The sequence below is a fragment of the Enterobacter cloacae complex sp. I1M genome, assembly GCF_014982425.1.
GTDB lineage: Bacteria > Pseudomonadota > Gammaproteobacteria > Enterobacterales > Enterobacteriaceae > Enterobacter > Enterobacter intestinihominis.
This window is the reverse complement of record NZ_JADCLG010000019.1, coordinates 162,948-189,132: the sequence shown is the minus strand read 5'-3', so window position 1 is coordinate 189,132 and position 26,185 is coordinate 162,948. Positions and strand designations below refer to the sequence as shown.

Below are 26,185 nucleotides of genomic sequence, written 5' to 3'. Positions count from 1 at the left end.
TCAAGGACTAAAATGAGTGTACTGTTCAGTATCGTACTGGCGCTGTCTGCCATCGCGTTGTTGTGGATCTATTTTACCAGAACGCAGGATGAGGGGTTTGGCTGCCAGTCAGATACCATTTCCTGGAAAACCTATTCCACGGGTGAGTTAACCGATATGTCGCTAACCACGCTTTTCCTGTTTAACAACAAAGATGTTGTGACGGTTATTCATAAAGGCGTACTCAAGAAAGAGGGCAAAAGCTACCTGATTGACAGAAATTACACGCTCAGCGTGGAAAAAGTCGATGGAAGCAATATCTTTTATATTAAGGATAAAAAGCTGAATAAATCTGAAGATGATGCGGCGCCGGATGGCGTTGTAAACGAAATGTTACTTGATAATATCAACTTCTTCTATATTACCCGCGTTAAACCGCACGCCTGGTTAATTAAGGGGCTGGTTTTGCCTGTAATGATGTGTGTGGCTGTTCCGACGTCCTGATATTTCTCTTTATTGAAAAATCGATATTTATCTATTGCTCGGGAAATTGAGTGATTTACTCAATACGTAACAATAAGATACGAGAAATTTATTTATATTTTTATTGTTATTCTCCGGCGAGTGAATTTTTCTGTATTGCCTCGTTATTTTGCGGCTGTCTATACTCCGCCTCGAAAAAGGGGCTCCCCTTTTTATACACGTGGATTCTTTTTTGAAGGACTAAATAAATGAACAAACTGAACGCTATCGTTCTGGGCTCCCTGCTGTCTGTTTCTGCCCTGAGCGCAGTTAATGCAGCAGAAACGACGGCTTCTGCCACCTGGCAGGCAACCGCGACCAAAGACAGCGAATCCGACCTGGTTGTTACGCCAACGCGTGCTTTGAACTTCGTTTACAGCGCCAATACCAAATCTTTCAACACCGATACCGGTCTGTTTGATGTGGCTATCCGTGGCGATCACTCTACGGCGACCAGCTTCAAACTCGAAGCTATCCTCGACGATTCAAATAACACGCTGTTCAGCGTGGGCGGTGAAGCGACCAAGCTGAAAGTGGGTGCGCGTTGGGGCGGTAACGACCTGGGCTCTATCGGTGGCACCGTGGGGGCGAAATCAACCGCATGGACCACGCTGGTTGATTCTTCTTCTAACACCGGCGTCTCTTCTGGCCTGTGGAACCTGACCACCAGCGCAGGCGCGGCGGCAGATACCGAAATTACCGGCCAGGACAAATTCGTCTTCTACGTTGACTCCGCTCAGGACAACGCGGGTACTGCGAAAGAGTTCAAAGACCTGACCAACAGCCTGTGGGAAGGGACCGTATCTGTTGCGTTCCGCGCAACCTGGGGCTAAGGCCTGATCGATCCAGGGGCGCAAGCCCCTGTTTAGGGAAATAGCATGTTTAACCTCAAATCCGCCTTCTTATTTTTATTATTTATCTCTTCCTCCGCGCTGGCCATTAATGTGGGAAAAGTCACCACCATTATTCCTGCGGATGCTGACTCCACCGCCAAGGAAATAAAAAACGAAGCAGACAGCGTGCGTATTGTTTCTGTTCGCGCACAGCGGATCAGTAGCCCAATGGATGAAGGGATCGTCATTAATCCGGAGAAAGTGGACGAGCTGTTGCTGACGCCCACGCGCATGGTAATGCCCGCCGGTACCAGCAATATTGTCAAATTTTACTATCACGGGAACGCCGATAACAAAGAGCGTTACTACCGCATTACCTTCACGGATGAAGGGGTGAGCGAAGAGGTGGACAGCGGTTCACCAAAAAACGGTACCGGGATGACGCGCGCGGTGGTGAGCACCATTCTGGTGGTTCAGCCCCGTGATAAGAAGATCGACTTCGTCTATGTGGCGGGGAAAATAACGAATAAGGGCAACACCGCTTTTCGCGTCAATGCGACCGGAACCTGCCTGAAGCCGAATCCGGAATCACCGACTACGCCGTGTACCAAAAACTTCTACCTGATGCCGGATACCTCGCGCGCTATCGAGGATATCAACGTTACGGATAACCATTTTCATCTCGGAATATGGGACCTGAAACAGTTCATACCTGTTAAGTAAGGATGCATGGTGAAAAATAAATTAGTGTTGCCGGTGATGATGGCTTGCGCATCCGGCACGCTGCCCGCGCTTGCGCATGCAGCCTCAAGCTCCGTGGTTATCGCTAATTACCGTTTTCCCGACTCGCTTTATGCACTGCTGGAGCAGGGGATCAAAATTCCCGTCTATCTGGTGAATACGCGTTCACACTCAGCACAACAAGGGAACCACGAAGGCACGGCGAGCGAATATGTTCGTATCGGTGACGTGACGCTCTTTGCAAAAGATCTGAAGCTGGGGCTGAGGGACGTTCAGGTCCAGGAGTCTGATAACGGCATTCGTCTGTCAAAAGAGATGAGAACGTTATTGCAAAGCATTAACGACAAGCAGTTTGATGACCAGATGCGCATTCCGGTAAGTACGGGTTCGGCGTTCGAGCTGGATCAGAAAAAAATGCGCCTGTTGCTGAATCTGTCGCAGAGCGACTACGGGGTGAATATTCGCCCGCGTGAGGTGGACATTGATGCGCCGGAGTCTGACGACCTGAGCGGCACGTTCTCCTACAACCTCGGGGCGTATCACACCGAGAGCGGCTACGGTGACAGCTGGTCGTCGGGGTATCTGAACGCAAGAAACTGGATCTCAATGGGCGTTGATCATGTGCTGATCGACGGCTCTGGCTACGTCAACGAGAGCAGCAGCGATACCCAGATGAACGCGGTTATGTGGGAGCGCGACTATCAGGGGATGCGCTACGCCGCGGGCATGCTGAACGGCTGGGCGATGCAGTCTCTGGCGAGCGTCAGCGGGATTTCCGGCGGTGAAGTCTACGGCGTTTCCATGGGCAACCAGGCCAACTCCCGTAAGCGCGATAACACGCTCTCTCTGACGCCTGTGGTGGTCTATTTCCCCACGGCGGGCGAGGCCCGTATTCGTCGTGACGGGCAGCTTATCGGGATTCAGCGCTTTGACGTCGGCAACCATGAAATTGACACCAGCAGCCTGCCCTACGGGATCTACAGCATCGAAGTTGAGGTGGTGAGCGGAAGCCGCACCGTGTCGCGTAGCATGTACACCGTGAATAAGCCGTTCTCCAGCAACGTGTCGGAAACGCTGCGCTGGCAGATGTGGGGCGGGATGTATAGCCGCGATAAATCCGTCGTCAATTATAAAAAATACGCGAAACACAAAAACGAGCAGGACAACACCTACTACTACGATTACGACACCAAACATAAAGACACCATGTCGCTGGTGGGGGCCTCGTTCAGCAAGCGCAGCGGGATGGTCGACTGGAACGCCTCCACCTACATGATGCGGGAACACATCGTCAGCGAGCTGTGGGCCTCCCTGAACCTGACGGGCTATTTCTCGGTGAATACCCAGACCATGGCCGCCTCCGACGGAACGTACCGCGCCAACTACGGCGCGAATCTCAGCCTGCCGTGGCAGATCGGTTCGGTCTGGTACTCCCATGAACAGCTCTCCAGCGGCAAGTTCCTCGATATCTATGAGAGCAAGGGCAACACCTGGGGCGCCTCCTTTAGCCTGCCGTCGTTCGGCCTGCCCTCAGCGGGCAACCTGAGTCTGATGCGTCAGGAGGACGACCTCTATCGCTATAAACGCTATCAGCTGGACTACTCCCAGGGGTTATACGCCGGTCGCTACGGTACAGCGCGCCTGCGGGTGGGGATGTCGCGCAACAAATACGACGGGTATTACGAAGAGAAAGATCGCTACGTGATGCTCGATTTCGCCATACCGCTCGGCAATACCGTGTCGGTTGGCGTTTCCCACAATCGCGATACCGGCACGGCGCTGAACGTCAGCGCCAGCCGCCAGTTTGAAGGCGATTACCTGAAATCGGCCACCGCCAACGTCTCGAAAGCCTTTAACAGCCGCCAGGATCGCAGCGTAAGCGGCGGCGGCAGCGTGAACTTCGACACGCCGTGGAACAGCAACATCCTCAGCGTCCAGAGCGGCATGAGTAAAGGCTGGAACTCCACGCTGACCAGTGACGGCAGCGTGGGCTGGTCCAAAGAGGCCATCGCCGCCGGGAAAGGCACCGAAAGCGCAGGGGTGATTGTCAGTACCGGTCTCAAATCTGATGAAGCGCTGACCCTGAAGCTTAACGGCCGGGCAGAACGCATCAAAGGGGATAAAACCTGGCTGTCGCTGCCGGCATACCAGGCTTATGACCTGGAAGTGATGAACAGTGAAACCGGTACGGAAAGCTATGAGATTGGCGCGAATGCGCGTCGCCATATCACGGTTTATCCGGGCAATACCGTGGTGATGAAGCCGCAGGTGAAGAAAATCGTCACCCTGTTTGGCCGCCTTGTGGATGCAAACGGCAATCCGATTGGCGCCACGCAGATCAAAAACCACGTTGGGCTGACCCGGACGGAGAACGACGGACGCTTCGTGATCGACGTTGATAAGAACAACCCTGTCCTGAGTATCGCCACGCCGGACGACAGCGTCTGCGAAGTGCGCCTGGACATTGAGTCTAACCGCGGTGCGCTGTGGCTCGGGGACATCTCCTGCGACAAAGGCGATTTCGTCTGGCAGGAAGCAAAAGGAACGCAGGAACGTGACGATGAAAAAGATATTCGCTCTTAATTTGCTGCTGATGAGCGCGGTGGCCCATGCGCAGGAGCTGCCCTATTTCGCCATTAATAATCCGGACAATAACGGTACGGGAAACAGCGCGGGGCTGTTTAGTCTGAACAGCACCTCGACCGCGTTTTTACACGGTTCGCGTGAGTGGCCGACGCTGAGCGCGAAAACGAATAACGGTATCGCCACTTACATCCCGGACAACAGCTACAGCGGTCCGGCAGGCAGCGCGCTGACCATCGACTTTTCGGTGACCGGTTCCAGCGCCTCTCCGTTCTTTAAAGGGACGGCGTGTTCCTCGTCCTGCGGCAACACGGGGTACACCCCGACGACCCGCTATACCGATACGTCGATGGTGGTCAAGCCGCCGGTGATGGAGCCCGGCACGTCATACGGGCGCTGGGTCCTGGGCGATCCGTTCTTTAACTATCTGCTCAACGCCGCGCCAGGGGATGAAGTGACCATCACCTCCACGCCGCAAATCAGCTCCATCAACAAAGTGACCACCACCAATACGCTTCACAAGGTGGGCACGCTGACCATGACCAACTCCAGGGCGCTCAACCTGGGGATTGACCCGATCAGCGGCGAGGTGACGATTGTCGATGGATCAACGGGGGCAACCTGCACCAAATACACCCGCAACACGATCTCTGGCGTGCTGTGCGACCTGCTTGAATACACGTTTGTTGGGGAAGATATCTCCGGTTACAACGGGGGGCTGGCGCTCACCTCTTCCCGCGTCAACAGCGTGCTGCAATCGCACATGAACGGCGGCACCGGGCTTGCCGCCGAGCTGACCTTCGATGAAAACACCTGGTACAGCATCTCCGGCGGTATCCTGAGTGATACGCGTGTCCTGGCGAACACCTTCCTCGCGGCGCCGCAGAAAAACGGCGGCAAAGCGTACCTTAAAATATTTTTGCCGAAGGCGTTAATTCTGAGCGTGGCGCAGGCGGGGGACGGCAGCAGCATTGGCAATATCGTCAGCCTGTGCCTGACGCCCGGCAACAGCTCGCTGGCGGCGGATTTCTGCTTCCAGCCGGGGGGCGGCCTGGTGATTAACCCTATTCAGCCGGGGCTGGAGATTACGCCCGACAACCCGGATTACGCCCTCGATCCTGACGGTCTGGGCGGCTCAGGGAAAGGCGCCATCGGCGAAACGCCCATTGAGATCCCCTACACCATCACCTACAGCGGGGCGCAAAAAGATGCGGCGATTGCGGTCACGGTAAAAGTCACCGGGCCTACTCAAAGCCTGAATGGGGTGGACTACTGCGCCTTCAGCGGCAACGGCTTTACGGTTCCCATTCCGGGCAACGTGCTGGTGGGGAAAAGCCAGACGCGCATGGCGCATAACTGTAAAGGCGAGGTACTGTCGATCCCGGCGCCAGCCACCCATGCGGAAGAGTGGGACAAAATGAGTTCCGGCGTGACCGATATGTGGCTCTGGAAAACACCGCTGATCCTCCAGTTCGTTATGGATAATCCGGTATCGAAGACCACCTATGACGGAAATAGCTGGTTTGGCGAAGTGACCGCGCAGGGAAGAATAGATGTTAGCGCATCCTGGAATTAATCAACCATGACTGGAAAATTCCTGGCTATTTTTGCAATAAATTGCTTCATTTCCACAGGGGCAAATGCTTTAATTATCGAAAGTCTGAATATTGATTTTCTTCCCGAAAGAGAAGTTGTTTTTCAGCCGATAAAAAACGATACCAGCGAACGTCAGAATTATACCGTTTCGCTTATTCAGGTAGACGTTCCTATAGAGAAGGGAAAAGAAACCGAAATAAAAGACGGCGAAGTCATGTATTCGCCTAAGCAATTAACGCTGGGGAGCGGTGAGCGCGCGGGTTTTAAATTTTACTATACCGGCCCGCATGACAACAAAGAGCGATACTATCGCGTAAAATTCACCGAGACGCCGCTCCAGGCAAAGGTCATCACGCGCAAAGGCCAGCGCATCCAGTCGGATGTGGTGGTCTCGCTTGAGGCTATTTTGATTGTCCGTCCATGGACACGACATTTTGATTATGCGTTTAGCAACGGGGTGGTGAGTAATACCGGGAATACCTATTTTAAATATGTTTCCTCGGTCGGGTGCAGTACGCAATACAATAATTCAAAATATATTCCTCCGGGGCAACGGCTGGAAATAGATAATGCCGGGCAGGCTGCAAGGCGAATGATTATTTATGGCAATAAAATCATTCCGCTGACCACCTGCCCGTAGCAACCGCTTTCCTTCATAAAAGGAAATTAGCCTTTAGCATCATGCTAAAGATCCATCACTACAGGAGATAAAAATGAAAGCGATTTCATTCGTAGAAGCGAAAGACATTATTGGCGGCGCGTTAAACCCGTTCGCTGGTCTGGTTAAAGGTGCACAGCTGGGTTACGACACTGGCGCCAGCATCATGGGCATGGTTGGCGGTGTGGTTGGCGGAGTTCTGGGTGGCGCAATGGGCTTCCTGGGCGCGCTGGTTGGTAGCTACAACTAATTCACGTTTACAGGAAAAGTATCATGCAAGTTATCGATTTCAAAAAAGCACAGGCCATCATCGGTGGTTGGGATCCGTTTGCTGCCGCTATTCAGGGCGCAAGCGCGGGCTATAACGCGGGCAGCCAGATGTTAGGCGCGCTGGGCGGCACCATCGGTGGCGTATTCGGCCTGGTGGGCGGCTTCATCGGCGGTTTCTTCAGCGCCTAAGCGAGAAGCACGTTGTACGCATGGCCCGCATTGCCGGGCCATTTTTTTATTTCAGCCACGGATCATTATGTTTTCGCTCTTTCAGTATAAAAAACAGGGTAAGACCCCTGTTATTCGCCAGCATGAATTTACCGAATGTGGACTGGCCTGCCTGGCGATGGTGTTGGGGCACTATGACCACCATGTCTCCGTCAGCCAGCTGCGCCGGGAGATTTCCGTTTCCGCCGATGCGGGAACCTCAATGGCGGAATTGTTGACCCTTGCCAGCGATAAAAATATGTCTGGCCGGGTGCTTAAAGGCGAAATCACTGAAATAGAAACGTCTGAGCTGCCGCTCATCGCCTTCTGGCGCGGCAACCATTTCGTGGTCATCGTGAAGATCGACAGCCGCAGCGTGACCGTTCACGACCCGGCCAGCGGCGTGCGTCGTTACCGCCTGAAAGAGGCGGAAAAACTGTTTTCCGGCTATGTGCTTGAGCTTAAGCCCACGCCGTGTTTCGAAAAGAAATCCCCGGATGAAAAGCTCACGCTTGGCCGGTTAGCCAATAAATCTCCGAGCCTGTTCCAGCGCCAGCTGCTGCTGTTTGTGCTCTGTATTTTTACTCTCATCACCATGCTGGCGAGCCCCACCTACGTGCAGCTGATTATGGATGAGGCCATTTCCCGCAGCGACAGCGATCTGGTGATCCTGCTCACCGCGATCTTCGCTATCGTCTTTATCTTTGAAGTCATCGGTAAATTCCTCAAGCAGCTGCTTGAGATCCTGATGCGTAATATTGCCTATGACGATTTAAGCCAGTCCGTGCGCCACTACATGCTGCGCACCCAGACCAGCTGGTTCCGCTCGCGCCCGCCGGGCATCGTGCTGGCTATTGAAAAATCGCTCCACGCCTGCGCGGAGTTCATCAGCAATGGTTACGTGCAAATTCTCTTTTCCAGCCTGATCGCCGTCACCAGCCTGCTGTTTATGCTGCTGTATAACGTCAAAATTGCGCTGCTGACGATGCTGCTGATGGGCGTGTTTTTCCTGATCCGCTTTTCGCTGATCGGCCCCTATCAACGCGCGGTGGATGACTCCATCGAGCGTACCGCCCAGTATGAATCTCTGCTGGTAGAGACACAGAAAGGGATCATTACGCTCAAGGCGAACAATATGGAGCAGGCCCGGGATGCGGTGATGGACAAATCCCAGCGCGAACACATCGCCGGGCTGATGCGTAAAGAGCGGCTGCTGGCCCGCTTTGACGTGGCTTCGCTGCTGGTGATCAATGCCGAGCAGCTGCTGGTGGTCTGCTTTGGCGCATGGCTGATCCTGGAAGGGCAGATGAGCATCGGGATGCTCTACGCCTATATCAGCTATAAGCGCTATTTTTCCGATGCCATGGTGCAGGTGGCGCAGAAGCTGCTGGACAAAAATGCCCTCAAGGGGCCGCTGGATCGCGTGGGCGATCTGCTGTTTGCCCCCTCTGAAACCAGCCAGTTTGGGAAGCGGATTGTCACCTCGCCGGTCTGTCTGCAATTTGAGGATGTCTCATTTGCTTATCCAGGCCGGGAGGCCACGCTACAGCATATCAACATGACCCTGAAGCAGGGCGAAGAGGCGGTGATTGTGGGCCAGAGCGGGTCGGGAAAAACCACGCTGCTGCGTCTGATCTCCGGCATGTTGCTGTCATCGTCTGGCACGCTGCGGATCAATAAGATCCCCATTGAAGAGTGCGATCTTTCCTCGCTGCGCCAGCACATCCGCATTGTCCATGCAGACGATATTCTCTTCACCGGCTCGATTCTGGACAACATCGCCTGCTTTGACAGCGCACCGGATAAAGAGCAGGTCATCGCCGCGTGTCGGCTGGCGGAAGTGGACCACGTCGTCGCCCGTCTGCCGCACGGTTACGAAACGGAGATGCTGCCGGGGAACACCTTTTTCTCGGCCGGGGAGATGCAGCGTCTGGTCCTGGCGCGCGCCCTGTACAGCCAGCCTAAGCTACTGCTCTGCGACGAAGTGACGGCGAACCTGGATAAGACCACCGCGCAAAAGGTGCTGGCGAACCTGCGTAGCCTGGGGATTGGCCTGGTATTTGTTACCCACTCGCCGGACGTGGTGGGCTGTCAGGGGCGTCTCTATACCATGGAAAACGGAAGCCTGCGGGAGAGTGCGCCATGATGTTTCTGCCGCGTCTCTATGCCCGACTCTGCGCGCGCCAGGCCGGACGCACCTTAATGGCAAACCGGATTGCGCAAAACTACAGCCAGTTTATGCCCTGCCCGGAGGCCGATGTGCCGGCTGATTTTCTGCATCAGAATGCCCATGAGCTTAGCGGGTTTAACTTCGTGGAACAGATTTTCCCGCCCGCGCTGTGGGCGCGCAACGTTCGCTTCGATCTGCATGCGTACGTGGCGCAGTGGACGCAGGATCAGGGGTTTTACAGTTCATCTCGCACCCTGCTAATGGGCATGCGCTGGGCGGGCTTTGGCCTGATTATGGATGCGTTGCTCGCCACCGCGCCAGATGATGTGCGCTTTCAGTTTATTACCCGTCACCCTGCGCTGCACAAGCTGATGGCCGCACACGATGGACGGCGCGCCGGCTCGTTTTTCGCCCCTCAGCGCCTGGTGACGGTGCTGCTGATGGATGAACGCCTGCCGGATGCGCCACTGTTCCCAATTCAGGCAGGCGATCGCAAGGCGTGGTTAACGGACGTCTCCACGCGGTTTTTATCGCGTTATGGCTACAGCGTCCGAACGCTGCTGCCGGTCTGTTCGCTGCGCGCGGTAGAGTTTGGGCTGGAGAGCCAGGCGTATGCGCCAGAGGATTACCGTCTGGCCGCCGCCGACACGCTGAACGCGCTGCGCAAAACCCCCACGCTCTGGAGTGGATGGGACGATCTTTCAGTGATTTATCATGGATGACATATCGTGAAATTAAAAAACCGAAGCCGACAGCGTCGGGCGCTAATCCCGCACCACTTCTCAAAAAGCTATCAAATCAACGCGCCGCGGCTGAAAACCGTGCTGACGCTGTTCATCGCCTTTTTTCTCTGCCTGCTGGTCTTTGCGATTGCTTTCAACTTTTCGGAAACCACGCTGGCACGCGGGGTGCTGATCCCGGCGCAGGGCGATGTGGAGGTGCGCGCCAGAGAGTCCGGAACCCTTGTTGATTTTGCCGTCCGGCCCGGCCAGTACGTGAAGGAAAACGATCCGCTGTTCACCGTGTCGCAGGACTATGGCGGCAAGCAGGGCTCGGTGGTGCAGTTTGACCGCCAGCAGATGGAAGCGGAGAAAAAGCGCAGCGAGCAGCGCATCCAGGCCATTGAGGACTCGATTGCGTCGTATCGCAAAAATCTGGCGCAGCAGCTGGCTCTCACTGACAAGCAGATCGCCGTTTCCCGCGATAAGGTGAAGAAGCTGCGCGCGCTGTTAAAAAACAGCACCGACACCTACGAGGCGTGGAAATCCGTCTCCGGGAAGGGCTATGTCTCCAAAGTGGATCTCGATAAAAGCCATAACGATGTGCTCAACGCCCAGCTCAACCTGACGCTGGAGGAGAGCACTATTCTTGAGCTTGAGGCGCGCAAAACCAGCCTGACCGACAGCACCCAGTCGCAAATTGACTCGCTGAGCGAAGAGCAGCTGTACGTGAAAAACCGCATCAGCGAAATCGATCGCAACCTGTCCAGCCGGGGGAGTTCCACCATGGCGATGCTGGCCCCTTCAGATGGCTACGTGGTGGCGATTAACTTCCCGCCAGGCCGGGCCATTACGCAAAACAGCGAGGTGGTGGTGGTGATCCGTAAAAATACCGCGGCGACGATGGAGGGGTACCTGTATGTTCCGGCAACGGGGGTGGGGCGCGTGGCGAAAGGCGATAAGGTTAAGCTGCGCTTCGACTCCTGGCCCGTGGACAAATACGGTTCCGTGGAGGCGACGCTGTCCGATTTCTATGAGGTAAACATTGATGCCCATTCGGCGCTGATCCCGCTCCAGGAAGGGCAGAACTACTACCTGGCTAAAGTGCGCGTCCCCTCCTGGTTTACCGACCCGGACAAGAAAAAGCGCATGCTGATGGGCGGGATGACGGTGAACGCCGATATCGTTATCGATCGTAAACCGCTTATCAATCTGCTGATTGCGCCGCTGGAAAGGGTGCGCAAGCGGTTTATCGATTGACCCGATTTCATCGATCATCGCCCTTTAGCCCACATTCTTAACGGCACCCTGGGGCTATTCTCCTTCTCATACCAACCGGAGGATAGCCCATGAACATTACGCAAATTCGCAATACCACCCAGCTGATCACTTACGCGGGAAAACGCTTTTTAATCGACCCAATGCTGGCGCCAAAAGGTGCTTATCCGGGTTTTCCCGGCACCGCGCGGGCCGATATTCGCAACCCGATGGTCGAGCTTCCCGTTGACGTTCAAACGCTGCTGGACACCGATGCGGTGATCGTCACCCATACCCATGACGATCACTGGGATCAGTATGCCGTTGAGCTGATCGCCAAACACAAGCCGATCTACGTGCAAAATGATAGCGATGCCGCGCTGCTGCGCGGACAGGGCTTTCACAACCTGACGGTCATGACCGACGAAACGACGTTCGGCGATATCCGGATTGTGAAAACTTATGGCGGCCAGCACGGCACTGACCGCGCTTACGCCGTGCCGGAGCTGGCAGAGCGTCTGGGTGAAGCCTGCGGCGTGGTCTTCCGTCATCCCGATGAGAAGACGCTTTATATCGCAGGGGATACCATCTGGCGCGACGCGGTTGCGGCCGATCTACAAAAGCATCAGCCGGACGTTGTCGTGCTCAACGCTGGTTACGCCCACGTCAACGGGTTTGGGCCAATTATCATGGGGGAAGAAGATCTGCTTAACGTGCATTTCCTGTTGCCGCAGGCCAAAATCGTGGCGACCCATATGGAAGCTATCAACCACTGCCTGCTGACCCGCCGCGCGCTGCGCGAGTATGTTGACGCCAACGAGATAAGTGACGCGGTGAGCATTCCTCAGGACGGCGAAACCGTTATATTCTGAGTGTTAAAGGGGAAAGGAGAGACAGATGCCGCTTGTTAACGTTGCTATTGTCGCGGTGGACGGGTTTAGCCCGTTCCACTACTCCGTCCCCTGCATTCTGTTTGGCGATACGGTATCCGGGGAAAAGCGCTTTAACGTCACGATCTGCGCTGAAAAACCGGGATTCCTGACCTCGAAAGACGGTTTTGCCCTGCATGCGACGCAGGATTTTTCCGCGATCGCATCGGCTGAAATTGTGGTTGTACCCTACTGGCAGCACGTACTGGAGCGCCCGCCTCAGACGCTGCTCGACAGCCTGGTTAAGGCCAGAGACAACGGGGCGGAAATTGTTGGGCTGTGTCTGGGATCGTTTGTGCTGGGCTATGCCGGCATACTCAGCGGCAAACGGGCCGCCACCCACTGGGAGTTTGAACACCAGTTTCAGACGCTGTTTCCGGACGTTCGACTGGACATCAACGCGCTCTACGTGGACGACGGCAATGTGATCACCTCGGCAGGTACCGCCGCCGCGCTCGACTGCTGTTTGTATATCATCCGCCAGCGCTTTGGCAGCGTCGTCGCCAATCAGATTGCCCGCCGGATGATCGTCCCGCCGCACCGCGAGGGCGGGCAGGCGCAGTTTATTGCGCAGCCTGTGCCGAAAGATACCCGCGACGGGCGGATTAACTGTCTCATAGACTACCTTCAGCAGCACATTTCCGAGCCGCATAACCTGGATTCGCTGGCGGACGTGGTGTCGATGAGCCGACGCACGCTGACCCGCCATTTTATCAAGGCGACGGGCATGAGCGTTGCCGACTGGCTTACCGCCGAGCGACTGCGGCGCAGCCAGATCCTGCTGGAGTCCGGCAGTCTGCCAATCGAAAGCGTCGCTGAGCAGGTGGGGTTTTTATCAGCGGTGACGTATCGGCAGCAGTTTAAGGCGCGCTTTGGCGTCAGTCCGGCGGAGTGGCGTAAGACGTTTCGCGTTAAGCCGTTTGCAGCGAAAAATAATGCTGGCGAGATGGAATAAAAAGACGTGGGCGACTTCTTTGCCTTTAAAGCGGGCGGTAATGGATATGCATCAGACGGGTTACTAGCACTTCTCTTCCGGTTAAGATAATCCACGTTACTTTCCAGAAGAAAAGGTAGTGGCATGAACAATATTGAAACGCAGTTACTTGAATCAGGTTTCACCGTAAAAGAATTAGCGTATCTGAACCGAAACGTTAGCCGTTATGGTTCATCCCTGCTCGAGGTGGTGCTTGAGTTGGGCAAGCGTTTCATCATGGTACTGTGTATTACTGCGGCTGTGGCTCTGATTTTCCTGGCGCTTCTTTTTTTCGCTGAACATTACAATATTGTTTCCGGCGGTATTTCTCTTTTCATCGTATTGATTATTGCCTGGTTTTTTCAACCCCCAATCATTGCTTACAAAGCCTGGCGCTTCAGAAAGAAATACATTCGTTCTGGCCAGACGCATAAGAAATTAAATCAAACGAGACTTTTGCAGAGACACCCCAGCCGACAATTTTCATAGTGAGCGCTGCGCGATTCATTCCGTCGACTTTGCGGTAGAAATCCAGCGGGAGATAACGTGACCGACGACTTTGTTATTTTCTTTAACTAGTTAATCTGAGCAAAAAGCTGAGCAGTACGGGAGCGAAGCATTCTGCTTTGCTCAAGAAGACTTTCGTTCTCAGCCCGGATGTTTTTCAGGCACTCCATGCACTCCTCATCACTTCTGGCCGCCCGGGTAGCGCTAAATTGTTGCATCACAAACTGCCGAATATCATCCATAAATTTAATCCGTGCGAGTCCGTCGCTGAGATGTTGCCCTCCGACAATATTCGCAGTATTGATAATCTGTCGCGAGCGCAGAATTCGCCGAAGGTATATACCGACGGAAATCATCTTCGTCGTTGATGGCGACCTTGAAAGTGGTGACTGCATAAAAGAAATGCATTACCCCAGCCGCTCCATCCGCGTCTCCCCCTCCATCATCGACAGCTGATACAGCGAAAACGATCGGTGCTTCTCAATCAACTGCGCCAGCTCCGGCGAGTGGCTGGTGAGCCAGATCTGCGAGTAGCGGCTGGCCTCGGCAATGAGGCTTGCCAGAGCGGGCAGCATCTGCGGATGCAGGCTGTTTTCCGGTTCGTTGAGGGCGATGAATGCGGGAGGGCGCGGGCTTAACAGCGCCACCGCCAGGCACAAAAAACGCAGCGTGCCGTCGGAGAACTCTGCCGGTTCCAGCGGTCTGCTTAGCCCCTCGCGCTGCATCATCATGCGGAAGCGCCCGCCGGTGTTGTCGCTGTAAAACACGCAGCCGGGGAAGGCCTGGTCGAGAATGCGCATCAGCAGCAGCTCGTCGCCAATTTCGACAATGGTCTGAAACGCGGCGGCCAGGTTCGCGCCGTCGCTGGCCAGCACCGGGGAACGAAAACCCACCTGCGGCGCACGGATCGCCGAGCCGGATGAGACGGAAAACTCATGATAAAAGCGCCAGTTACGCAGGGACTCGCGCATCTGCGACACTTCGGGATAGAGGTGCGGTTCGCCGAGCTGCCCGAACACCGACTCGTTCTCATACAGCGTACCGCTGTGGGTCACTTTTTCGTGATGCACGTTGTTCAGGAAAACCGCCTGATTCTTACGCTTCATCAGCTGTGACGACGGACGACGGTGCTGGCCGCTCAGCCAGATAGCTTCCTCTTTGATCACCGGATCGAGCTGAAACTGTGAGGGATAGGGCAGCTTTTCCACGAACCCGACCTGAAGCTCATATTCATAGGTTTCCGTTTCCACCGCCAGGTTCATGCGCCGCAGCTGGTCGCTGCGGGTTTTGCCCGCCCAGAACACTTTCAAAATTCCCCCCTCGTTTGCCAGCGCCTGGGAGAATTGCCCCTGCGCCGCGCTGTGCATCAGGTAAATCGCTTTATAAATATTGGATTTTCCGGTGCCGTTGGGGCCGAACACGATGTTGAGCTGTTCCAGCTCAAGCGACATATCGCGAATTGAGCGGTAGTTCTGAATATGCAGATTTTTGATCATCGGGGTACTCCGCTGTGCATGCTTAACCTGTACAGAATTACAGTATTTTACGCTGAGCGCAAAAAAAAGACGACAGTGAGGGTGTCGTCTAAACGGGGTACCGCTTTGGGCCTCTGTGGGTCAATGGGCCTTCGCTTCTTTCTTATCAGGTAACGGCCAGACGCAGACCCAAATCATCAGGATAGGGATCAAAGTAGTTTTGCGTCATCAGATACCGGTCAGGGTATTCAGCCAGATAATGCTTAAGCAGCGTCAGCGGCGCGAGGATCGGCAGCAGTCCGTCCCGGTAATGCAGGATCACATCACGCAGTTCTCCGCGCTGGCGGCTGTTCAGCTGGTTACGGAAATAGCCCTGAATGTGCATCAGCACGTTAGTATGATTCTTCCGCGAAGCGGGTTTTTTCAGGATATTCATCAGTTTGTCGCGATAGGCCACGAAAAACGCGTCCAGATCGTCCCACTCGTGCAGTGATGCCACAAACGGACCAATTTCACGGTAGCCTGCCTGATGGTGCGCCAGAAGCTGAAGCTTATAGCGGCTGTGAAAGTCCAGCAGGGCACGGCGCGTCAGGCCATTTTTACGCATTACGTTCAGTTCGTGGAGAGCAAAAACGCGCTCAACAAAGTTTTCCCGCAGTACCGGATCGTGCAGGCGACCGTCTTCTTCGACGGGCAGCCAGGGGAAAGTTTCAAGGAGGGCGGCGGTGAACAGCCCGACACCCTCCTTGCGGCCCCGGTTGCCGTTTTCGTCGTACAGCCGCACGCGCTCCATGCCGCAGCTAGGGGATTTTGCACAGACGATAAACCCTGACAGATCGCCGATTTTCGGCAGATAATCTGCCGTAAATGCGGCCATCTTCTGCGTGACGTCATCGTGCGGCGCTTTGCTGAATCGCATTTCTGTCTCGCCGCCAGTGGTCATCACCAGGCGCAGCGCCGGACGAGGCGTGGGCAGGCCGATAGCCATTTCAGGGCATACCGGGCGGAAAGCGACCCACTGCGCCAGCTCATCCATCACAAAGCCCATACGCTTATGCCCGCCGTCAAAGCGAACGGCGGAACCGGTCAAACATCCGCTAATACCCAGCACAGGTTTTGTTGTCATGATGTGCACCTCCCGATCTCATATCTAAAAGTTACACAACAATGCGTATTTGTCCAAGTATTGACGGGATTATTTTTTAATCGTCTTTAAAATCAAGAGCAATCAGCTGCCCTTGTAGGTTGAGTAACCGTACTGGCTGAGCAGAAGCGGGATGTGCAGTTTTTCATTGGTGCGGGTGACGGTGAACAGCACCGGCACTTCCGGGAAGAAGGAGTCCAGCTTTTTGCCGTGGAAGTAATCTGCGGTTTTGAAGGTCACTTTATAGACGCCTGGCGCCATATCCTGATCCTGCGGATAGAGCGATTTAATACGCCCGTCGTGGTCGGTTTTACCGCTGGCAATCGGGGTCCACTTGTCCTGCTCCTGCTTTTCCAGCGTGACGGCCACATCCGCTGGCGGCATACCGGTTTGCTGGTCCAGAACGTGGACGCTCAGGGTGCCTGCCGGGGCGCTGAATGCGGCAGGGGCGAAAGCCATTGTAGCCAGCATCATCAGAGGGAGTGTCTTTTTCATCGTGTTTTCCTGTTGAGTTGTCGGTGACAGGAAAACGTTAGCACTCGCTGCGCGAAAAAATATTCAACTTTTCGTGAAGTTTGCCACAGCAGAAAATAATCAGAGGATAATTACCTCAAGGGAAACCTGCTGCTGCCACTGCGCAACCTGCTTTTTCCGCGCGGCGGTAAGTTTACCGCTGGTAACCAGCAGCCATTTGCGATCCGGGAAAATTTCCGGGGCCAGCGCGGCAGGGGGAACCGGCAGAATGTCGATGCGGTGGCCCTGGCCGGTGCGCGTCAGGGCTTCAAGCCAGATCTCACACGGGTCGTTCAGATGCCAGCCGCTGATGAGGATGTTATCGCCCGGCGCTTTTTTATCGCCCTCAAGGCAAAACGAGGTATAGGCGATGAGGATGCCGTCGAGGATCTCACGCAGCGTCATGGCGGCGGCGACGTTGGCCGATATCTGGCTGCGCAACGGACGCAGCACGTTAGTGACCAGCTCTGGCCTTGGGTATTCGCGTCCGGCGTCGTAAATCATCTGACGCAGGGATTCAATTTTCCCTTCCTGCAACTTTTGCAGCATGGCCTGTTGCAGGGTTTGCCAGTTATTGGCGCGGCGCGGCACAGGACGTTCCAGCAGTGATTTTACCTGGCCGATGGGTACGCCTTTTTTAACCCAGTCGAGGATTTTCAGCGCCTGCTGAACGTCCTCATCGCTGTACAGGCGGTGACCGCCGTCCGTACGCTCGGGTTTGAGTAATCCATAGCGTCGCTGCCACGCCCGCAGCGTGGTGGCGGTGATGCCGCTGAGTCTGGCGAATTCGCCGATGGAGTAAGCCATGTCTGCATCCGAAGAGAAGGAGTAGTCTCAATATACTACGAATATTCCCCGACGGGATGAAGCGCCGCACGGGTGCGCTACACTTAACGTCCAACCGCGTAATTGAAAGGAGTTCTCATGAGGCTATGGCCTGTCGTTACCGGTGTCGCCATTGCGCTGACGCTGGTTGCCTGTAAATCTCCCACGCCGCCGAAAGGCGTGCAGCCCATTACCGGCTTTGATGCCAGCCGCTATCTCGGCAAATGGTATGAAGTCGCCCGACTGGAAAATCGCTTCGAGCGCGGTCTGGAACAGGTGACCGCGACGTACGGCAAGCGCAGCGATGGCGGTATCAGCGTACTGAATCGTGGCTATGATCCGGTGAAGAACAAGTGGAATGAGAGCGAAGGAAAGGCGTACTTTACCGGCGAACCGACTACGGCTGCGCTGAAGGTATCGTTCTTCGGCCCGTTCTACGGCGGCTATAACGTGATCAAGCTGGACGATAAGTACCAGTACGCGCTGGTCAGCGGCCCGAACCGCGACTACCTGTGGATTTTATCGCGCACCCCGACCATTCCGGATGCGGTAAAACAGGACAACCTGAATACCGCACGCGATCTGGGCTTCCGGGTCGATCAGCTGGTGTGGGTTAAACACTGACCTACTGATACGAAAACGTAATGCTCGCCAGGGCGTTAGCCGAGCCGGGGACCAGCTCTCCGGTTCGGATGTACTGCGCCTGGAACGGCAGCGACAGCGTTTGTGCTGCGCTGGTGGTCTGGATGAAAAACTGTCCCGTCGTGCCTGCGGCCGAGCTGTCTGGTCCCATCATCAGCGGCCCGGTACCGTTATAGAAAAACTGCACGCCAATGCCGGAGGCCGTGGAGTCCCCGGTCAGCGTCACGACCGACGAGGTATTTGACGGCGTGGTCTGATCGGTCATTACTGCGTTAACCGCCACGTTCTCATCGCAGGTCAGGCTGACGTTAAACGCCTCCGATGGCGAGGTGCTGCCTACGCTGGGTAGCGTGTGAACATCAATGGTGCCCAGGTCGACGTTGGCGCTTTTCGTGCCTACCGTGCAGCCGCTTGCCGTCACCGTGATGGTGGTCGGGTTGATGATCACCTGCGCGGTTTTCACTTCGTTGTTATAGGCCGTCAGGATCGCCGCATTAATGGTGGGGGTCTGGTATACGCCGGATTTCAGCGGAACGCCGGTCTTGATAAACGTCACTTTTGCCGACCAGCCCAGTGTGGAGGCGTAACCGTTAGTCCCGTCGGCCGGATAACTCTGCGTAATGCCCGTCTGCATCGGGACATAGGTGGTGCCGTTATAATCTTTAAGCCCAAGAATGAAGCCGATGCCGGGCACGCCCGTTTCAAATACCATGTAACTGGCGCCATCAAGAATAACCGTGATGCCGGTGGCCGTTACGCTGCTGCTCGGCTCCAGCGTCCCTTTGGAGCAGGTAAATACCAGGCCGCACCAGAACACTTCCGAGACGCTCGCAGTGGCGCTCCATTCAGAGCCGATCGTATTTCCGGGCACGATGGAATCTGCCGGGCCGGACCATGACATGGGTGTTGGCGAAAGGGTGATATCCGATGTCCAGGAGAGGGCAAGCGCCTGAGAGGTCATGAAAAACAGGCCTAAAAACAGTAAACGCATTATTGATACTCCGTCGTCCAGGTCGCCACTGCCGAAACGTCTCCGGCATTGACCGGCGCACCCGTGGCGGCCAGTCGCGCATAGAAGGTCATTTTTACGCTGTCATCCCCCGCCGCGCCGTAAGCAGTGGTTTGGGTGTCCAGCGGGATAAGTACGCTGTCTTTATCCAGAATCTGCACCGCCACGCCGGTCGCGCCGCCGTCAGCGACTTTCAGAAGCTGCGGGTTCTCGTCATCCGGCGTACCGCTGAAGCGGATTTTCACGCCAGCAAAGGTAGGGCCGCACGCTTCAAGGGTGAGCGTGAAGGGCGTTTTGATATTGCTGACTGCCCCCGCCTCGCTAAATTGCTTTACGCCGAGGGTGCCCAGCGGCACGTTTTGCTCCTTCGAATCTTCCGAGACAATACAGGTATTGCCGATCACGTTGCCGGTCACGGAAACCAGCACGTCATAGCCGCGTACGGGGACGGTGATGAACATCAGCAGGATCAGGGGGAGAAACCGGACGGTTACTGACATATGACCTCCTGGGAATACAGCCCGGTGCGGGCCTGATAATTTTTCGGGTTCAACGCATAGCGGATCGTGCAGCGCTGGGCGCTGTCGCGTCCCCATACGGCATGCAATGTTCCCTTCGCTGACAGGCCGGTCAGATACACGCTGCCGCCATCGCCGACGATACCGCTGGCGTTGTCATCCTCTGACGAGACCAGCGTGCCGAAGGGGAGCACGTCTTTAGCGTGACGCACGATAAACATCGCTTTTGCCCCCTGACGCGTGGTGAGGGTGGCGCGAACCAGTGCCCCGTCGGTGGGGATTTTATTGGCGATGGCGTTCTCAAGCTCCACGTCATTGCCCACGGTGGTGACATCCAGCGCAACCTGATTAACGCGATACGGCGTGGCGTACGGGATCACCGCATAGCCCCGGCTGTCGGTTTTGATGCCCTTGTGGTTGAGCACGGCGACATGGCTGGCGCCCGGGGCTTTCACCAGGATATTGGTGTTCCCGAGCGGCTGGCTCAGCGTCAGGCCATCCTCATGCAGCACCGCACCGCCGCTCATCCCGTAGCTGAGGTTGCGGGAGTCACCGGCGTAGCTGTAGCCCAGGTTATAGTCTCCCCACGCGCCCTCGTATTGCAGCGCGGCATCGCCGCCGTAGTGCTGCTGCGCGCTGTAGCGCTGGTTGACGCTATAGAAAAGATTCTCCTGTCCTGGCAGATAACCACTGACACCGGTACTCGCGGTGGTGCCAGCGGGATCCGCATGGGTAGCGGTAAAACGGAGGCGGGTCGACAGCGCCGGGTTACCCAGCGGCACCGACAGGGACAACGCGAGGATATTGTCTTTCTTGTTGTCGTACAGGCTAGAGCTACTCTGGGCGCTGATGCCAAGCGACAGATTACGAAACGTTGCGTTCCACGCGAACTGCAAACTTTGCGTGGTTTTTGACGTATTCCAGTAGGTTTGTTGATCCCAGGACAGCGACAGCGCGCCGTATTCGCCCATCGGCTGCGACAACAGCAGCTGATTTTTTGCCTTACGCGACATATGCAGGTTGTAAACCGTGTCGTAGCGGGTGGTGACGGTGCCATCGTCTTCTACGGTCTGTTCTGGCGCTCCGCCCGCCATGCCTTTGTAAGTGGTATCGCTGAGGGTATAAAACCCTGCCGTTGAGTAACGCAGCGAGAAGAAATTGACCCGCGTACCGATATCGTTCAGCAGCTTGCTGTACCGCAGGCGCACCGAATCCCCGGTGTAGTGCTGATTATCAGCCAGCTGGCTGCGGGCATGGGTGAGGTCGAGGGAGTAGGCGCCAAAGCGGCCGAGATTCTGCCCTATACCTAAGGCCAGGCCGTTGTAGCGATCGGAAAACTGCGCCCCGCCATAAAACGTGAGACCGTATCGCCAGCCCAGGAACAGCTCGCCCTGCGCGAAGGAGGGCGAAATCTGATTGCCCGCAGGGCGGTATTTCCCGGCCCCCAGAGCATATTTGACCTGACCGTTACGCACCAGATTCGGCACGCTGGCAAAGGGCAGGGTGTATTGCGTCTGGCTGCCGTCGCTCTCCTGAATGGTGACCGCGAGATCGCCGCCGGAAGAGGTCGGATAGAGATCTTTCAGCACAAACGCCCCCGGCGGAACCGAGGTTTGATAGATAACGTTACCGTTCTGGCGAACCGTCACCGTGGCATTGCTGCGCGCAATGCCGCGCACTTCAGGCGCGTAACCGCTCAGGCTGGCGGGCAACATATTGTCATCGGTCTTCAGGGCAATCCCACGCAGGCCAACGGCGTCAAACACCTGCGATGAGGTGAACGTTTCACCGGCATAAACCTGGGCACGCAGGGCGCGGATATCCCGCTGTAGCCAGGTCTGGACGTGGGTGAGCTCGTTACTCTCTTTGGTCCACGTGGTGAAATCACGCAGCCGCCATGCGCCCAGGTTGGCGCCGCTGTTCAGGCTCACAAACAGCTGTTGTTCCCGCGTGCGCGTCTCGCCCCGGTAGTCATTATTCGCGCCATTGACCACATAGTTCAGCCACGCGGCAGGGATGCCGGATTCCCAGCTCTCCGGGCTGACGTACCCGCGCGGCAGAGCGCGCATCGCGCTTTGCGGTACGGTGAAGTTGAGGGTAAGCGTCCTCTGGTCAAAATCAAACCGGGTATCGGCGAACGACCGGGTTAAAAAAATGCAGCGCTGCGCAGGCGACAGCTCACCCCCTTTCGCCTGACGGCTGTCAATGCCAAGTGCGGCGAAATGCGCAGGTGTAAGGCACGGCAGGGCTTCACCGGCGGTGTTTTCAGCGACGCGAAACGTGACGTTACCTGTGAACGCGAACTGGGTGTTGATATACACGTTAAGATTGTACTCGCCCGGCGGCAACGCGCTCCCGGCGTTGACCCAGGCGAGGTCGGCGCTGTTTGCCTGTTCGCCGTTGAGAAACGCAGGATTAAAGTGCAGCTCGCTTTCGGCAGCCACGGCTTGCCGAATCACCAGGGCGATCGCCGTGGCGCACAGGATTTTAATTTTCATGTGGTCACGCCTTACTGTTTTTATTATTGGGACAATGACGTGCGGGTAACGGGCGTCCAGGCCCCATAATCGTTAATCGTCTGGTAGTTCATGCTGCTCGCATGGCTGAAGGTGTCTGCCAGCGTCACGCTGGCTTTCGGCGGCACCATGACGGGCGACACCGGCCTGCCATCAATTTTCAGGTTAATGGTGGTGAGGTAATACGGCGTTGGGTTGGTCAGCGTGACCTTGCCCGCGCGGTAGGCGCCGGCAAGGTTTTTCCATGCCTCTCCTGCGCCTTCCCGAAGCGACTCAGGGCGATAAAAGACCTTGATGCGGTTGGCAGAGGCGAATTGCAGCGAATTGCCGGAACCGTTTTTAACCTGCTGTGGGATAGCTTTGACCGTCATCCAGTACAGCGTTTCGCGATCGGCTGGCAGTGCGTTGCCGCTGAATATGATTTTCACCGCGCTTTCGCTGGCGGGCTTCATGACGTACAGCGGCGGCGTGATGACGAAGTCGTTGGTACGGCTCCCTTTCTCGTCTTCCATCCATGACTGGATCAGGAACGTGGCATCAGGGTGGGTATTTCTTACCTGCATCATCGTCTGCGTCGTCGCGCCTGCGTAGACCAGCCGCGTTGCACCCAACCCCACGCCGCCTGCATACACGGCGGATGAACATAACGTGCCAGCCAGACAAATCCATGTGTTTACGCGCATTGTGCGTCTCCTGAAAGCTGACTCAGACCCGGCCAGCAGACCGGGCCTGAAGATTACGAATAGGTCACGGTGTAGGTTGCGACCGCGCTGGCATCACCCGCCGTGGCGTTGCCCAGTGGGGAGTAATATTTCGCGCTGAAGTTCAGGGTGTTCGCCCCCGCACGCAGGGGGATCGCTGCTGCCGGCTCACCCAGCCTGACGACGTTGCCCTGTTCATCATAAAGACGGATAGCGACATGCTGCGCCGAGCCCGCGCCGCCGTTTACTCCCGCAGCCAGGCTATTCACATCGGTACTGTCCGGCGTACCGGTGAAGGTGATAGCCACGGTCGTTGCGGCAATGGGGTTATCTTCCGTGGACGCGGAGGTATCGGCGATTTCGCAATCCTCCAGCGTGATGGAGAAGGCTTTTGCGGTACTGGCTTCACTGCCTGCGGCAGCCAGCGTGGCGGTACGCACTTCACCCATGTCGACGTCGATATTCGCGCTACCGGCGCTGATGGCACAGGCGGAGGTCACCACTTTACCGCTGAAGTTAACCGTGCCGCCGCTGGTGGTGGTGGCCAGTGCTGAGCCCGCTGGCAGCAGGGCGGCAATGCTTAATGCCAGCAGAGAATGGCAAGTAAGGCGTGCTTTCATTTCATGGTTCCTTGGTTTTTTATTACGAGATTTGCTCTGAAAGCGGCAGGTCTAACTGGTTAAAAAGACCAGCAAATCTGTCTTATTCCTGAGCCCGAGTTTTCTTATCGCTGAGCTTTTTAAAGCGCTCACGCGGCGATAAGAAAGTTTCTCCAGTTCTGCGATGTAACGTATATCCAGTCCGTTCCTGAGTTCCTTTAATACCCTCCTTTCTCCAGGCGTCAGCGATAACGCCGCTGGCTGCTTTTGGGGCCGATAATGGCTATCGACCATTTTTGCTAGCTTTATCCGCCACTGATAAACCGTGTTCTGTAGCGAGATATAGGCATCAATATCTTCCCTGGCCCATAACAGGGAATGGGCAGAGGTTGAGTACAGGCAGATAATCACCTCTGGATGCGTGGCTTTGATTTTTTTTAAATATTTCAGTGAGCCATACCCTGTATGGTATTTCTCTGCGCCGGATATAAATAAGATATCGATACGAATCGATGAGAGCGCCTTATCCAGTTCCTGATAACCTCCTTCGATGATAATGATGTGAAGGTCGTCGCGGATGCTGCGTAATAACGTTTTAATGCCGTTTCTTGCATAATGATCGCCGCCCATCAATGCAACAGTAATATGCTGTGTTATTTGGTTATTGTTCGTCATGTTATTCCTCGATTTATAATAGTAATCAGGCGAATTATTTATAAGGGTATCGCCAGTATTCTCGAAGCAATGACGTATTGCATAGTGTAGGCCTACTATACGTCGGCCAATAAAGAGGTAATCTGAATTAATCTAAAATTGTATTAATTACTGAGATCGAGACCGGTTACGACGCTTCCCTCTGATTGGTCTTATTCCGCTTCGCTTTCTGTAAATTATGATAGCCGCTATTTTTAATGAAAATTTAGCTTTGATAAATGTTTTGTAAGGAGTTTGTCGTCTGGTGTCAGTGCGGGTGTGAAGTTGCTGACGGGGAATAACAATTTACGAATGTTATCATCGATAAAAACTGATAGAGAGGTGGGTGAAAAGCATACAAAAACCATGTAACTTATTGATATTTGTCAGGTTGAGAAAACTTAAGGCTTAAGAGTACTGAATATTTCAGACACGCATGTCCGTGGCGTACAATGTTTTTTTATGTAGATATTTGTCAATGTCAAGAGGCGAGGAGTGCGCCAAAAGGAGAGGCTCTGATAAAAGAGATGCTGTCGATAGTCAGATACTTCTGTGGAGCGGAAATTCACTTCACAAAACATCATAATGAGGATGATCGCGGATGAAGCGGCTCTGCAAGCCGCATTCTACAAGGGTTGAGTTCTTATGCAGGTTCAGTGAAGCTTAAGGGATGAAATATAAATTAAGATTTTTCGCCAATGGCGAAGATATACAGCATGCCGTTAATCAGTCACATTAATCCCGACGCGAATGTCATCACATACATGCGGTGACTCAGGTTCAACATCTGTTAACCGGAGAATTCATACTGCCCCTATGCATAAGCATTACATTATAAATAATATCGTCGAATTTCATCCTGCGGCCAGCACGTTACGTGATATCAACAATCCTGACCGTGTGGTTGTGTTAAATTCGCCAGCAGGCCGATGCCTGTTGTTATTAATCGACAGAGCGGGGTCGATTGTCACTCAGCAAGAGTTCCTTGATATTGTCTGGCAAAGCCGCGGCATGCTTGTCTCCTCCAATACCTATTACCAGAACATCTCCATTCTGCGCAAAGGGCTCAAAAAGATTGGTTTTGAAACTGACCCTATCGTTACCATTCCCCGTATTGGGCTGACGCTGGCAAGCGACACGCAAATAACCGTCAGAGAGTCTTCGCCTGTCACGCCTCAACCCGCAGAGGGACAATGTGTGGAGGCGCCAGCGATCGAGGAGGTCTCTGCATCCTCTGAGCCAGCAGCGCCCGTTGCCAGGAAGCCCACGCGCTGGCTGGCTGTCGTCATGGGGCTATTGGTCATCCTGGCCGGGGCAGGCGTGACGGGATATATGAGCGCCAGGGAAAACCGTTTTGTTGAGGATTACCGTTTTGCGGCATCCGTCGGGGCCTGTCGCGTTTATCTTGCGAACGACATTCAGACTCACGCTGAACGCGCTTCCGCGCTGACCTATGTAGAACAATTCAAGGCTGAATGCGCGCAATATCCCTGGGTTTACATCAGCTGGTACGCCCTGCTTCCTCGTGCGTCGGTTATTCGCTGCGACCGGCCAATGAAAGAACCGAACCGCTGTATATCTGATTATTTCCTGAAGGATAGCTAGC

The 26,185-nt window shown here is 55.1% G+C and carries 27 protein-coding genes; 16 read left to right on the top strand and 11 right to left on the bottom strand.

Annotated features, from left to right (window positions below):
- Window positions 1-12 precede the first annotated feature (12 nt).
- The 14 genes from INF86_RS12235 to INF86_RS12170 all read left to right on the top strand — a co-directional run bounded on the left by INF86_RS12235 (window position 13) and on the right by INF86_RS12170 (window position 13,926).
- Window positions 13-483 carry a hypothetical protein gene (locus INF86_RS12235; RefSeq protein ID WP_022646581.1) on the top strand — a complete coding sequence of 157 codons (471 nt, stop codon included), beginning with the start codon at window positions 13-15 and terminating at the stop codon, window positions 481-483.
- Window positions 484-710: 227 nt separating this feature from the next.
- On the top strand, window positions 711-1,334 hold the full coding sequence (locus INF86_RS12230; RefSeq protein ID WP_003860995.1) for a common pilus major fimbrillin subunit EcpA: 624 nt from the start codon (window positions 711-713) through the stop codon (window positions 1,332-1,334).
- A gap of 45 nt (window positions 1,335-1,379) precedes the next feature.
- Window positions 1,380-2,057, top strand: a complete 678-nt coding sequence (locus INF86_RS12225; RefSeq protein WP_022646582.1) for a fimbria/pilus periplasmic chaperone — start codon at window positions 1,380-1,382, stop codon at window positions 2,055-2,057.
- Between the two features lie 6 nt (window positions 2,058-2,063).
- Window positions 2,064-4,658: a CS1-pili formation C-terminal domain-containing protein gene (locus INF86_RS12220; protein WP_048966526.1), complete on the top strand. Its 2,595-nt coding sequence runs from the start codon at window positions 2,064-2,066 to the stop codon at window positions 4,656-4,658.
- The gene (locus tag INF86_RS12215) at window positions 4,636-6,234 is read left to right on the top strand and encodes a hypothetical protein (protein ID WP_022646584.1); all 1,599 of its coding nucleotides are present in this window, start codon (window positions 4,636-4,638) and stop codon (window positions 6,232-6,234) included. Before INF86_RS12220 ends, INF86_RS12215 begins: the two co-directional genes overlap by 23 nt.
- Window positions 6,235-6,240: 6 nt before the next feature.
- Window positions 6,241-6,894, top strand: coding sequence for a hypothetical protein (locus tag INF86_RS12210; RefSeq protein WP_193543567.1), 654 nt, complete (start codon window positions 6,241-6,243; stop codon window positions 6,892-6,894).
- Between the two features lie 73 nt (window positions 6,895-6,967).
- A complete protein-coding gene (locus tag INF86_RS12205; RefSeq protein ID WP_022646586.1) occupies window positions 6,968-7,162 on the top strand; it encodes a hypothetical protein in 195 nt (64 codons plus the stop codon).
- Window positions 7,163-7,185: 23 nt separating this feature from the next.
- Entirely contained in the window at window positions 7,186-7,371 is a 186-nt protein-coding gene (locus tag INF86_RS12200; protein ID WP_001196016.1) for a hypothetical protein, read from the top strand.
- A 67-nt stretch (window positions 7,372-7,438) separates the two neighbouring features.
- On the top strand, window positions 7,439-9,535 hold the full coding sequence (locus tag INF86_RS12195; RefSeq protein ID WP_023305164.1) for a peptidase domain-containing ABC transporter: 2,097 nt from the start codon (window positions 7,439-7,441) through the stop codon (window positions 9,533-9,535).
- Complete coding sequence (locus INF86_RS12190) at window positions 9,532-10,281, top strand: hypothetical protein (RefSeq protein ID WP_193543566.1); 750 nt, start codon at window positions 9,532-9,534, stop codon at window positions 10,279-10,281. The genes INF86_RS12195 and INF86_RS12190 overlap by 4 nt, the downstream gene beginning before the upstream one ends.
- A 6-nt stretch (window positions 10,282-10,287) precedes the next feature.
- Window positions 10,288-11,538: an HlyD family secretion protein gene (locus INF86_RS22640; RefSeq protein ID WP_023298992.1), complete on the top strand. Its 1,251-nt coding sequence runs from the start codon at window positions 10,288-10,290 to the stop codon at window positions 11,536-11,538.
- Between the two features lie 89 nt (window positions 11,539-11,627).
- A complete protein-coding gene (locus INF86_RS12180) occupies window positions 11,628-12,407 on the top strand; it encodes an MBL fold metallo-hydrolase (RefSeq protein ID WP_193543565.1) in 780 nt (259 codons plus the stop codon).
- Between the two features lie 25 nt (window positions 12,408-12,432).
- Window positions 12,433-13,419: a GlxA family transcriptional regulator gene (locus INF86_RS12175; RefSeq protein WP_045621011.1), complete on the top strand. Its 987-nt coding sequence runs from the start codon at window positions 12,433-12,435 to the stop codon at window positions 13,417-13,419.
- 123 nt (window positions 13,420-13,542) lie between these two features.
- A complete protein-coding gene (locus INF86_RS12170) occupies window positions 13,543-13,926 on the top strand; it encodes a hypothetical protein (RefSeq protein ID WP_193543584.1) in 384 nt (127 codons plus the stop codon).
- An 86-nt stretch (window positions 13,927-14,012) separates the two neighbouring features.
- Here the strand turns inward: INF86_RS12170 and INF86_RS22455 are convergent, their stop codons facing one another.
- From INF86_RS22455 to INF86_RS12145, 5 genes are all read right to left on the bottom strand, one after another.
- Window positions 14,013-14,186, bottom strand: a complete 174-nt coding sequence (locus INF86_RS22455; protein WP_159425306.1) for a hypothetical protein — start codon at window positions 14,184-14,186, stop codon at window positions 14,013-14,015.
- Window positions 14,187-14,351: 165 nt separating this feature from the next.
- On the bottom strand, window positions 14,352-15,440 hold the full coding sequence (locus INF86_RS12160) for an AAA family ATPase (RefSeq protein WP_023305168.1): 1,089 nt from the start codon (window positions 15,438-15,440) through the stop codon (window positions 14,352-14,354).
- A 145-nt stretch (window positions 15,441-15,585) separates the two neighbouring features.
- A complete protein-coding gene (locus INF86_RS12155) occupies window positions 15,586-16,545 on the bottom strand; it encodes a DUF523 and DUF1722 domain-containing protein (RefSeq protein ID WP_022646596.1) in 960 nt (319 codons plus the stop codon).
- Between the two features lie 102 nt (window positions 16,546-16,647).
- The gene (uraH, locus tag INF86_RS12150; protein ID WP_017383647.1) at window positions 16,648-17,058 is read right to left on the bottom strand and encodes a hydroxyisourate hydrolase; all 411 of its coding nucleotides are present in this window, start codon (window positions 17,056-17,058) and stop codon (window positions 16,648-16,650) included.
- Window positions 17,059-17,157: 99 nt separating this feature from the next.
- Window positions 17,158-17,883, bottom strand: a complete 726-nt coding sequence (locus INF86_RS12145) for a MerR family transcriptional regulator (RefSeq protein WP_022646597.1) — start codon at window positions 17,881-17,883, stop codon at window positions 17,158-17,160.
- 117 nt (window positions 17,884-18,000) lie between these two features.
- Between INF86_RS12145 and INF86_RS12140 the strand changes: the two genes are divergently transcribed.
- Complete coding sequence (locus tag INF86_RS12140) at window positions 18,001-18,525, top strand: lipocalin family protein (RefSeq protein WP_193543564.1); 525 nt, start codon at window positions 18,001-18,003, stop codon at window positions 18,523-18,525.
- Between the two features lies 1 nt (window position 18,526).
- On the opposite strand, the gene INF86_RS12135 is transcribed toward INF86_RS12140, so the two are convergent.
- The 6 genes from INF86_RS12135 to INF86_RS12110 are packed head-to-tail and all read right to left on the bottom strand — an operon-like array spanning window position 18,527 to window position 24,561.
- Window positions 18,527-19,534 carry a fimbrial protein gene (locus INF86_RS12135; protein ID WP_161177361.1) on the bottom strand — a complete coding sequence of 336 codons (1,008 nt, stop codon included), beginning with the start codon at window positions 19,532-19,534 and terminating at the stop codon, window positions 18,527-18,529.
- On the bottom strand, window positions 19,534-20,052 hold the full coding sequence (locus INF86_RS12130) for a fimbrial protein (RefSeq protein WP_038415006.1): 519 nt from the start codon (window positions 20,050-20,052) through the stop codon (window positions 19,534-19,536). The genes INF86_RS12135 and INF86_RS12130 overlap by 1 nt, the downstream gene beginning before the upstream one ends.
- Window positions 20,043-22,568: a fimbria/pilus outer membrane usher protein gene (locus INF86_RS12125; protein WP_193543563.1), complete on the bottom strand. Its 2,526-nt coding sequence runs from the start codon at window positions 22,566-22,568 to the stop codon at window positions 20,043-20,045. The genes INF86_RS12130 and INF86_RS12125 overlap by 10 nt, the downstream gene beginning before the upstream one ends.
- 23 nt (window positions 22,569-22,591) lie before the next feature.
- Window positions 22,592-23,269: a molecular chaperone gene (locus INF86_RS12120; RefSeq protein ID WP_193543562.1), complete on the bottom strand. Its 678-nt coding sequence runs from the start codon at window positions 23,267-23,269 to the stop codon at window positions 22,592-22,594.
- A gap of 53 nt (window positions 23,270-23,322) precedes the next feature.
- Window positions 23,323-23,907: a fimbrial protein gene (locus INF86_RS12115; RefSeq protein WP_058646788.1), complete on the bottom strand. Its 585-nt coding sequence runs from the start codon at window positions 23,905-23,907 to the stop codon at window positions 23,323-23,325.
- A 51-nt stretch (window positions 23,908-23,958) separates the two neighbouring features.
- Window positions 23,959-24,561: a helix-turn-helix transcriptional regulator gene (locus INF86_RS12110; RefSeq protein WP_022646604.1), complete on the bottom strand. Its 603-nt coding sequence runs from the start codon at window positions 24,559-24,561 to the stop codon at window positions 23,959-23,961.
- 834 nt (window positions 24,562-25,395) lie between these two features.
- Between INF86_RS12110 and INF86_RS12105 the strand changes: the two genes are divergently transcribed.
- Window positions 25,396-26,184, top strand: coding sequence for a winged helix-turn-helix domain-containing protein (locus INF86_RS12105; RefSeq protein ID WP_063842149.1), 789 nt, complete (start codon window positions 25,396-25,398; stop codon window positions 26,182-26,184).
- Window position 26,185 lies beyond the last annotated feature (1 nt).

Bases quoted from the DNA above. Each gene is read 5' to 3' on its own strand.
- INF86_RS12235 (WP_022646581.1), top strand. From the start codon at position 13: ATGAGTGTACTGTTCAGTATCGTACTGGCGCTGTCTGCCATCGCGTTG.
- INF86_RS12230 (WP_003860995.1), top strand. From the start codon at position 711: ATGAACAAACTGAACGCTATCGTTCTGGGCTCCCTGCTGTCTGTTTCT.
- INF86_RS12225 (WP_022646582.1), top strand. From the start codon at position 1,380: ATGTTTAACCTCAAATCCGCCTTCTTATTTTTATTATTTATCTCTTCC.
- INF86_RS12220 (WP_048966526.1), top strand. From the start codon at position 2,064: ATGGTGAAAAATAAATTAGTGTTGCCGGTGATGATGGCTTGCGCATCC.
- INF86_RS12215 (WP_022646584.1), top strand. From the start codon at position 4,636: ATGAAAAAGATATTCGCTCTTAATTTGCTGCTGATGAGCGCGGTGGCC.
- INF86_RS12210 (WP_193543567.1), top strand. From the start codon at position 6,241: ATGACTGGAAAATTCCTGGCTATTTTTGCAATAAATTGCTTCATTTCC.
- INF86_RS12205 (WP_022646586.1), top strand. From the start codon at position 6,968: ATGAAAGCGATTTCATTCGTAGAAGCGAAAGACATTATTGGCGGCGCG.
- INF86_RS12200 (WP_001196016.1), top strand. From the start codon at position 7,186: ATGCAAGTTATCGATTTCAAAAAAGCACAGGCCATCATCGGTGGTTGG.
- INF86_RS12195 (WP_023305164.1), top strand. From the start codon at position 7,439: ATGTTTTCGCTCTTTCAGTATAAAAAACAGGGTAAGACCCCTGTTATT.
- INF86_RS12190 (WP_193543566.1), top strand. From the start codon at position 9,532: ATGATGTTTCTGCCGCGTCTCTATGCCCGACTCTGCGCGCGCCAGGCC.
- INF86_RS12180 (WP_193543565.1), top strand. From the start codon at position 11,628: ATGAACATTACGCAAATTCGCAATACCACCCAGCTGATCACTTACGCG.
- INF86_RS12175 (WP_045621011.1), top strand. From the start codon at position 12,433: ATGCCGCTTGTTAACGTTGCTATTGTCGCGGTGGACGGGTTTAGCCCG.
- INF86_RS12170 (WP_193543584.1), top strand. From the start codon at position 13,543: ATGAACAATATTGAAACGCAGTTACTTGAATCAGGTTTCACCGTAAAA.
- INF86_RS22455 (WP_159425306.1), bottom strand. From the start codon at position 14,186: ATGGATGATATTCGGCAGTTTGTGATGCAACAATTTAGCGCTACCCGG.
- INF86_RS12160 (WP_023305168.1), bottom strand. From the start codon at position 15,440: ATGATCAAAAATCTGCATATTCAGAACTACCGCTCAATTCGCGATATG.
- INF86_RS12155 (WP_022646596.1), bottom strand. From the start codon at position 16,545: ATGACAACAAAACCTGTGCTGGGTATTAGCGGATGTTTGACCGGTTCC.
- uraH (WP_017383647.1), bottom strand. From the start codon at position 17,058: ATGAAAAAGACACTCCCTCTGATGATGCTGGCTACAATGGCTTTCGCC.
- INF86_RS12145 (WP_022646597.1), bottom strand. From the start codon at position 17,883: ATGGCTTACTCCATCGGCGAATTCGCCAGACTCAGCGGCATCACCGCC.
- INF86_RS12140 (WP_193543564.1), top strand. From the start codon at position 18,001: ATGAGGCTATGGCCTGTCGTTACCGGTGTCGCCATTGCGCTGACGCTG.
- INF86_RS12135 (WP_161177361.1), bottom strand. From the start codon at position 19,534: ATGCGTTTACTGTTTTTAGGCCTGTTTTTCATGACCTCTCAGGCGCTT.
- INF86_RS12130 (WP_038415006.1), bottom strand. From the start codon at position 20,052: ATGTCAGTAACCGTCCGGTTTCTCCCCCTGATCCTGCTGATGTTCATC.
- INF86_RS12125 (WP_193543563.1), bottom strand. From the start codon at position 22,568: ATGAAAATTAAAATCCTGTGCGCCACGGCGATCGCCCTGGTGATTCGG.
- INF86_RS12120 (WP_193543562.1), bottom strand. From the start codon at position 23,269: ATGCGCGTAAACACATGGATTTGTCTGGCTGGCACGTTATGTTCATCC.
- INF86_RS12115 (WP_058646788.1), bottom strand. From the start codon at position 23,907: ATGAAAGCACGCCTTACTTGCCATTCTCTGCTGGCATTAAGCATTGCC.
- INF86_RS12110 (WP_022646604.1), bottom strand. From the start codon at position 24,561: ATGACGAACAATAACCAAATAACACAGCATATTACTGTTGCATTGATG.
- INF86_RS12105 (WP_063842149.1), top strand. From the start codon at position 25,396: ATGCATAAGCATTACATTATAAATAATATCGTCGAATTTCATCCTGCG.